1 protein-coding gene is annotated in these 910 nt (G+C 46.3%); it reads right to left on the bottom strand.

Translation table 11 applies throughout. The features are described from left to right. Positions 1-910 (bottom strand): pyruvate formate lyase family protein (locus AB4517_RS21620; protein WP_372149921.1); only part of this gene is annotated, 910 nt, incomplete at both ends.

A 910-nucleotide genomic window follows, 5' to 3' on the forward strand; every position in this document is an offset into this window, starting at 1 on the left:
AATGGCATACCAGCGCGGCGACCATCAGGCGTGTTACCGGTTTTTTTACCATATACAACGTTTGAAGTAATCGTAAGGATAGATTGAGTTGGAACCGCTTCACGGTAGGTGTTCCTTTTCTGAATTTTCTTCATAAAACGTTCAACCAAATCACAAGCAATATCATCGACACGTGAATCGTTGTTGCCGAATTTTGGATATTCGCCTTCAATATCAAAGTCGACAGCGATGCCATCTTCGTTACGTACTGGTGTTACCTTCGCGTATTTGATAGCCGCTAACGAGTCAGCAACAACCGACAGCCCTGCAATACCACAAGCCATTGTGCGATGAACATCGCGATCCATTAATGCCATTAACGATGCTTCATAGCTGTAACGGTCATGCGAGTAATGGATCACGTTCAGCGCAGTGACGTATTGCGTTGCAAGCCAATCCATCATGCCATCAAAGCGAGGCATTAAGCGGTCAAAATCGAGAACTTCATCTTCGATACGAGCAACTTGAGGACCAACCTGCATGTTAGATTTTTCATCAACACCACCGTTAATGGTGTAAAGCAACGCTTTAGCAAGGTTTGCACGAGCACCAAAGAACTGCATATGTTGGCCAACCACCTGTGGGCTCACACAACACGCAATCGCGTAATCGTCATTATCAAAATCCGCACGCATTAGATCATCGTTCTCATACTGAAGTGATGAGGTTTCGATAGACACTTTAGCCGCGTATTGTTTAAACGCGATAGGCAGTTGTTCAGACCATAGAACCGTCATGTTCGGCTCTGGCGCTGGGCCCATCGTGTGCAATGTGTGCAAGTAGCGGAAAGTCGTTTTGCTAACAAGAGTACGACCATCAACGCCCATACCAGCCATTGCTTCTGTTGCCCAAATTGGGTCGCCAGAGAACA

This window comes from Vibrio sp. 10N.222.52.C3 (assembly GCF_041474195.1).
Taxonomy (GTDB): Bacteria; Pseudomonadota; Gammaproteobacteria; order Enterobacterales; family Vibrionaceae; genus Vibrio; species Vibrio crassostreae_C.